This is a genomic window from Streptomyces sp. NPDC054770 (assembly GCF_053611985.1).
This window is the reverse complement of the sequence record NZ_JBSHBL010000050.1, coordinates 76,080-83,687: the sequence shown is the minus strand read 5'-3', so window position 1 is coordinate 83,687 and position 7,608 is coordinate 76,080. Positions and strand designations below refer to the sequence as shown.

6 protein-coding genes are annotated in these 7,608 nt (G+C 70.7%); 4 read left to right on the top strand and 2 right to left on the bottom strand.

Annotation, left to right across the window (positions count from 1 at the left end; all coding sequences use genetic code 11):
* Window positions 1-3,414, top strand: a 3,414-nt coding sequence (locus tag ACWGKQ_RS34580) for a multifunctional oxoglutarate decarboxylase/oxoglutarate dehydrogenase thiamine pyrophosphate-binding subunit/dihydrolipoyllysine-residue succinyltransferase subunit (protein WP_453295963.1), incomplete at its 5' end; no start/stop codon positions are given.
* A 155-nt stretch (window positions 3,415-3,569) separates the two neighbouring features.
* Entirely contained in the window at window positions 3,570-3,749 is a 180-nt protein-coding gene (locus ACWGKQ_RS34575) for a DUF6104 family protein (RefSeq protein WP_023586593.1), read from the top strand.
* A 154-nt stretch (window positions 3,750-3,903) separates the two neighbouring features.
* On the opposite strand, the gene ACWGKQ_RS34570 is transcribed toward ACWGKQ_RS34575, so the two are convergent.
* Entirely contained in the window at window positions 3,904-4,128 is a 225-nt protein-coding gene (locus ACWGKQ_RS34570; protein WP_453295962.1) for a hypothetical protein, read from the bottom strand.
* A 247-nt stretch (window positions 4,129-4,375) separates the two neighbouring features.
* Here ACWGKQ_RS34570 and ACWGKQ_RS34565 point away from each other — a divergent pair, with 247 nt between their 5' ends.
* Window positions 4,376-5,248, top strand: a complete 873-nt coding sequence (locus ACWGKQ_RS34565; RefSeq protein WP_453295961.1) for a DUF4097 family beta strand repeat-containing protein — start codon at window positions 4,376-4,378, stop codon at window positions 5,246-5,248.
* A 1-nt stretch (window position 5,249) separates the two neighbouring features.
* On the top strand, window positions 5,250-6,362 hold the full coding sequence (locus ACWGKQ_RS34560; protein WP_453295960.1) for a PadR family transcriptional regulator: 1,113 nt from the start codon (window positions 5,250-5,252) through the stop codon (window positions 6,360-6,362).
* A 22-nt stretch (window positions 6,363-6,384) separates the two neighbouring features.
* Here ACWGKQ_RS34560 and ACWGKQ_RS34555 read toward each other — a convergent pair whose 3' ends face one another.
* Window positions 6,385-7,350, bottom strand: a complete 966-nt coding sequence (locus ACWGKQ_RS34555) for a zinc-binding dehydrogenase (RefSeq protein ID WP_453295959.1) — start codon at window positions 7,348-7,350, stop codon at window positions 6,385-6,387.
* Window positions 7,351-7,608 lie beyond the last annotated feature (258 nt).

Here is a 7,608-nt window from a genome sequence, read left to right as displayed (position 1 = left end):
AAGCCGGCCGCCGCCGCGAAGGCCGCGCCCGCCGCCGCGGCGCCCGACGGTCCCGAGCTGGTCACGCTCCGTGGCCCCGCCGCGGCCGTCGCGAAGAACATGAACGCCTCGCTGGAGCTGCCGACGGCCACCTCGGTCCGCGCGGTCCCGGTGAAGCTGCTCTTCGACAACCGGATCGTCATCAACAACCACCTGAAGCGCGCCCGGGGCGGGAAGATCTCCTTCACGCACCTGATCGGCTTCGCGATGGTCCAGGCCATCAAGGCCATGCCGTCGATGAACTGGTCGTTCGGCGAGAAGGACGGCAAGCCGACCCTGGTCAAGCCGGCCCACGTCAACCTGGGCCTCGCCATCGACCTGGTGAAGCCCAACGGCGACCGCCAGCTCGTCGTCGCGGCCATCAAGAAGGCCGAGACGCTGAACTTCTTCGAGTTCTGGCAGGCCTACGAGGACATCGTCCGTCGCGCCCGCGACAACAAGCTGACGATGGACGACTTCACCGGTGTCACGGTCTCCCTGACCAACCCCGGCGGCCTCGGCACCGTCCACTCGGTCCCGCGCCTGATGCCCGGCCAGTCGGTCATCATGGGCGTCGGCTCCATGGACTACCCGGCGGAGTTCCAGGGCACCTCCCAGGACACCCTGAACAAGCTCGGCATCTCGAAGGTCATGACGCTCACGTCGACCTACGACCACCGGGTCATCCAGGGCGCCGCCTCCGGCGAGTTCCTGCGCTCGGTCGCCAACCTCCTGCTCGGCGAGAACGGCTTCTACGACGACATCTTCGAGGCCCTGCGCATCCCCTACGAGCCGGTCCGCTGGCTCCGGGACATCGACGCCTCGCACGACGACGACGTCACCAAGGCCGCCCGCGTCTTCGAGCTGATCCACTCCTACCGGGTCCGCGGCCACGTCATGGCCGACACCGACCCGCTGGAGTACAAGCAGCGCAAGCACCCCGACCTGGACGTCACCGAGCACGGGCTCACCCTGTGGGACCTGGAGCGCGACTTCGCGGTCGGCGGCTTCGCCGGCAAGTCGATGATGAAGCTGCGCGACATCCTCGGCGTGCTGCGCGACTCGTACTGCCGCACCACCGGCATCGAGTTCATGCACATCCAGGACCCCAAGCAGCGCAAGTGGATCCAGGACCGCGTGGAGCGCCCGCACTCCAAGATGGAGCGCGAGGAGCAGCTGCGGATCCTGCGCCGCCTGAACGCGGCGGAGGCCTTCGAGACCTTCCTGCAGACGAAGTACGTCGGCCAGAAGCGGTTCTCCCTGGAGGGCGGCGAGTCCGTCATCCCGCTCCTGGACGCCGTCCTGGACTCGGCCGCCGAATCCCGTCTCGACGAGGTCGTCATCGGCATGGCCCACCGCGGCCGCCTGAACGTCCTCGCCAACATCGTCGGCAAGTCGTACGCGCAGATCTTCCGCGAGTTCGAGGGCAACCTCGACCCGAAGTCGATGCACGGCTCCGGCGACGTGAAGTACCACCTGGGCGCCGAGGGCACCTTCACCGGCCTGGACGGCGAGCAGATCAAGGTCTCGCTGGCCGCGAACCCGTCCCACCTGGAGACGGTCGACCCGGTCATCGAGGGCATCGCCCGCGCCAAGCAGGACATCATCAACAAGGGCGGCACGGACTTCACGGTCCTGCCGGTCGCGCTGCACGGCGACGCGGCCTTCGCGGGCCAGGGCGTGGTGGCCGAGACCCTGAACATGTCGCAGCTGCGCGGCTACCGCACCGGCGGCACGGTCCACATCGTCATCAACAACCAGGTCGGCTTCACCGCCGCCCCGGAGTCCTCCCGCTCCTCGATGTACGCCACGGACGTGGCCCGCATGATCGAGGCCCCGATCTTCCACGTGAACGGCGACGACCCCGAGGCCGTCGTGCGCGTCGCACGCCTTGCCTTCGAGTTCCGCCAGGCGTTCAACAAGGACGTGGTGATCGACCTCATCTGCTACCGCCGCCGCGGTCACAACGAGTCGGACAACCCGGCCTTCACCCAGCCCCTGATGTACGACCTGATCGACAAGAAGCGCTCGGTGCGCAAGCTCTACACCGAGTCCCTGATCGGTCGCGGCGACATCACCCTGGAAGAGGCCGAGCAGGCCCTCCAGGACTACCAGGGCCAGCTGGAGAAGGTCTTCACGGAGGTCCGCGAGGCCACCTCGCAGCCGGCCGCCGCGGACGTCCAGGAGCCGCTGGACGGCTTCCCGGTGGCCGTGCCGACGGCGATCTCCGCGGAGGCCGTCAAGCGCATCGCCGAGTCCCAGGTCAACATCCCGGACTACTTCACCGTCCACCCGCGGCTGCTCCCGCAGCTGCAGCGCCGGGCGGCGATGATCGAGGACGGCACGATCGACTGGGGCATGGGCGAGACCCTCGCCATCGGCTCGCTGCTGATGGAGGGCACCCCGGTGCGCCTCTCCGGCCAGGACTCCCAGCGCGGCACCTTCGGCCAGCGGCACGCGGTCCTGATCGACCGCGAGACCGGCGCCGACTACACCCCGCTCCTCTACCTGTCCGAGGACCAGGCCCGCTACAACGTCTACAACTCGCTGCTCTCCGAGTACGCGGTGATGGGCTTCGAGTACGGCTACTCGCTGGCCCGTCCGGACGCCCTGGTGATGTGGGAGGCGCAGTTCGGTGACTTCACCAACGGCGCCCAGTCGGTCATCGACGAGTACATCTCGGCGGCCGAGCAGAAGTGGGGCCAGACGTCCGGCGTCACGCTGCTGCTCCCGCACGGCTACGAGGGCCAGGGCCCGGACCACTCCTCGGCCCGCATCGAGCGCTTCCTGCAGCTGTGCGCGCAGAACAACATGACGGTCGCGATGCCGACCCTCCCGTCGAACTACTTCCACCTCCTGCGGTGGCAGGTGCACAACCCGCACCACAAGCCGCTGGTCGTCTTCACCCCGAAGTCGATGCTGCGCCTCAAGGCGGCGGCCTCGAAGGCGGAGGAGTTCACGAGCGGGCAGTTCCGCCCGGTCATCGGCGACGCCTCGGTCGACCCGGCCGCGGTCCGCAAGGTCGTCTTCTGCACCGGCAAGGTCTACTACGACCTGGAGGCCGAGCGGCAGAAGCGCGGCGTCACGGACACCGCGATCATCCGCCTCGAGCGCCTGTACCCGCTGCCGGGTGCCGAGCTCCAGGCCGAGGTCAACAAGTACCCGAACGCCGAGAAATACCTGTGGACCCAGGAGGAGCCGGCCAACCAGGGTGCCTGGCCGTTCATCGCGCTCAACCTGATCGACCACCTGGACCTGGCGGTCGGCGCCGACGTCCCGGCCGGCGAGCGCCTGCGCCGCATCTCGCGCCCGCACTCCTCGTCCCCGGCGGTGGGTTCGGCCAAGCGCCACCAGGCCGAGCAGGAGCAGCTGGTGCGTGAGGTCTTCGAGGCGTAAGCCTCCGGAGCACTGCGAAGAAGGGTCCGGTTCCCGTTCGCGGGGGCCGGGCCCTTCGGCGTTCGTTCCCGTGCCGGCGGCCTCCGTCGTCCGCCTAGGCTTGGTACACGCCCACCACCGGGCACCCACACATGCAGGCAGCAGGAGAGCAACCCATGTACTTCACCGACCGAGGCATCGAGGAACTGGAGAAGCGGCGCGGCGAGGAAGAGGTCACCTTCGAGTGGCTCGCGGAACAGCTCCGCACGTTCGTCGACCTGAACCCCGACTTCGAGGTCCCGGTGGAGCGCCTGGCGACGTGGCTGGCCCGGCTGGACGACGAGGACGAGGAGTAGGCGTACCGGGGGGCCTCGCTCGGTGACGCCGGGCGTGATCAGCGCCCCGACAGGGGCGCGAGACCGTATCCGATATGCGGCTCCGCCGCGCGGGCGCGACCAGCCCCCACCGGCCCGCAGCCGAAGTACGGCCCCGCCCCGGATCGATCGCCGTTCAGTCCCGCGGAAACACCGTCTCGTACGACAGCTCCAGCGCCCCGTGCACCATCAGCACCGCCCCCACCGCGGCCCACCCCACGCTGCGCCGCCGCATCCCCCACGCGGCGGCCGGCAGGCCCACCGCCACCTCGGCCAGGGCCAGCCGATGGGCCCTCGGCACGCATTCCGCGCTCTGTGCCCCCGTCGGCCGGGAGACGGCTCCGGATTCATCCGTCGACATGGACACACGGTAAGCAATTCATCCACTTACCGCCCGATATACGACCTTCGCGCGCCCCTCCCCAGCCCCTCCCGCGCCCTTCCATCGCCCCTCCAGGGTCAACCTCGACCCCAACCGGCCACACGAATGGGTGTCTTGACTTCCGGCGGCCACGATATATCGTGTTTCACGGAAGACGCGATATGGCGCGAGCCGTGCACTCGCGTTCGCGTCCAGCCGTCGCGTCCGGCCCGAGGAGGTCCGCACCATGTCCAAGTCCGAGTGGTCCGTCGCCGAGCCCACGAAGCTCGACTTCGACACCCCCGTCAGCGACCTGCACGTCCGCATCGTCAACGGAACAGTCAACGTCGTGGGCATCGACGAGGGTTCCACCCGCCTGGAAGTCTCCGAGATCGAGGGCCCGCCCCTGATCGTCACCCACGAGGGCGGCACCCTCACGGTGGCCTACGAGGACCTCCCCTGGAAGGGCTTCCTCAAGTGGCTCGACCGCAAGGGCTGGCGGCGCAGCGCGGTGGTCTCGCTCGCCGTCCCGGCGGGCACCCGCGTGGAGGTGGGCGTGGTCGGCGCGGCGGCCGTCGTCTCCGGCATCGACGGCACGTCGGTGGTCAAGGGCGTCACCGGCGACACCACCCTGGTCGGCCTCTCCGGCGAGGTCCGCGCGGACACGGTCTCCGGGAACCTGGAGGCCCAGGCCGTCACCGGCAACCTGCGGTTCAACTCCGTCTCCGGCGACCTGACCGTCGTCGAGGGCTCCGGCTCCGACGTGCGCGCCGACTCGGTCAGCGGCTCCATGATCATCGACCTGGATCCGGACGGCCCGACCGACGTCCGGCTGACCAGCGTCTCCGGCGAGATCGCCATCCGGCTGCCGCACCCGGCCGACGCCGAGGTCGAGGCCAACACCGCGAGCGGCACGATCTCCAACGCCTTCGACGGACTGCGGGTGCACGGCCAGTGGGGCGCCCACAAGATCACCGGCCGCCTCGGCGCGGGCACCGGCAAGCTCCGCGCCACCACGGTCTCCGGCTCCATCGCCCTGCTGCGCCGCCCGCCCAAGGAGGACGACGACCCGACCGGCGACGGCCCGACCGGCGACGCAACCGACAAGAAGGTGTTCTGACATGCCTCCCGTCTTCGCCCACGGCCGCCTCCGCCTCTACCTCCTCAAGCTGCTGGACGAGGCCCCGCGCCACGGCTACGAGGTGATCCGGCTGCTGGAAGAGCGCTTCCAGGGCCTGTACGCCCCGTCGGCGGGCACCGTCTACCCCCGCCTCGCCAAGCTGGAGGCCGAGGGCCTGGTCACGCACACCACCGAGGGCGGCCGCAAGGTCTACGCCATCACGGACGCCGGCCGGGCCGAACTGGCGGACCGCAGCGGCGAGCTGGCCGACCTGGAGCTGGAGATCCGCGAATCGGTCGCCGAACTGGCCGCCGAGATAAGGGCCGACGTGCGCGGCGCGGCCGGTGATCTGCGCCGCGAGGTGCGCGCGGCCGCCTCCGAGGCCCGCAACGGCAGCGGGACGGGGACCGGGGAGTACGGCGACCTCGGCGACAAGGAGTCGTGGCGGGCCGCCAAGGAGGAGATGCGCCGGGTCAAGCAGGAGTGGAAGGAGCAGGCCCGCCGCGCCAAGGACGAGAGCCGCCGGGCCCGGGACGAGGCCCAGCGGGCCCGCCGGCAGGCCCAGGAGGCCCAGGCCCGGGCGCGTGCTCAGGCCCAGGAGGAGATGCAGCGCATCGCCCGCCGGGTGCAGGAGCACGTCCAGGACCACTTCTCGCGCGGCGACTGGCCGACGGGAGTCCGCGAGGGCCTCACCGAACTCGCCAAGGAGTTCGGCGACTTCGGAAAGGACTACGGCAAGGACTTCGGCAAGGACTTCGGCTTCGGCGGCCGCCCCGAGACGGCCCCCGGCACCGAGTCGGCCCCCGGCACCGGCCCCGACCTGCGCAAACCGCCGCCGGCCCCGTCGACCCCGTCATCCACCGCGGCCCCGGAGTACTCGCAGACCCCGGAGGACTTCCCGGCGCAGTACGCCCCCGCGTGGGCGCACGGCGACGAGGCCGAGACCGGTGACCCGGCCCGCGACCTCGACCGGCTCCTGGACCGTTTCCGGGACGACATCCGCGACGCGGCCCGCGACCACGGAGTCACCACGGACCAGCTCCGCGAGGCCCGTCGCCACCTGTCGACGGCGGCGGCCCACATAGGAGCGCTGCTGCGCACCCCGAAACCCTGAGCACCGGCCGTCCCCGGCCCGCTCAGGAATGGGTCAGCACGATCTTCCCGAACTGGTCGCCGGACTCCAGCCGTTCGAAGCCCTCGCGGGCGCGGTCGAGCGGGAGCAGTTCGTCGATGACGGGACGTACGCCGGTGGCGGCGCAGAAGGCGAGCAGGTCCTCCAGTTCGTCCTTGGTGCCCATGGTCGAGCCCACGACCTTCAGCTCGAGGAAGAAGATCCGGGTCAGCTCGGCGTGCGAGGGGCGGTCGCCGCTGGTGGCGCCGGAGATGACGACGGTGCCGCCGGGCCGCAGCGACTTCACCGAGTGGGACCAGGTGGCGGCGCCGACGGTCTCGATGACGGCGTCCACGCGCTGCGGCAGCCGGGCTCCCGGCTCGACCGCTTCGACGGCACCCAGTTCCAGGGCCCGCTTCCGCTTGGCCTCGTCGCGGCTGGTGGCGAAGACCCGCAGTCCGGCGGCCTTGCCGAGCACGATCGCGGCGGTGGCGACCCCGCCGCCCGCGCCCTGCACGAGGACCGAGTCACCGGGACGAACACCCGCGTTGGTGAAGAGCATCCGATACGCCGTCAGCCAGGCCGTCGGCAGACAGGCGGCCTCCGCGAAGGACAGCTCCTTGGGCTTGGGCAGGATGTTCCAGGTGGGCACGGCCACCTGCTCGGCGAAGGTGCCCTGGTAGCGCTCGGTGAGGATGGACCGGGGCTCGTCGGGCCCGACCCCGTGGCCGCTCTGCCCGATCACGGAGTGCAGGACGACCTCGTTGCCGTCCTGGTCGACGCCGGCGGCGTCACAGCCGAGGATCATCGGCAGCCGGCCCTCGGGAAGCCCGACACCGCGCAGGGACCAGAGATCGTGATGATTGAGGGAGGCGGCCCGCACATCGACGGTACTCCAGCCGGGCCGGGCCTCGGGGGCGGGGCGCTCCCCCAACTCAAGGCCGGAGAGCGGCTGGTCGCGGTCGATTCGGGCGGCGTAGACGGCGAACATAGGGCCGACGATAGGTTCCCGACGCCGACCGCGAAACCGGAGGCCGCTGTGACACATCCCCTCTTGCGCGCAACTCCGTAGGGGCGCGGGGCTGTATTCGATATGCGGCTCCGCCGCGTGGGCGCGCACAGCGCCCCGTAAGGGGCGCGGGGAACTGCGCGACCAGCCCCCACCCACCGTCACCCGACAGACGGCCCCCTCCCGCCACTCGCGGGGGTCTGGGGGCGGCAGCCCCCAGCACAACGCCCACCTCGTAAG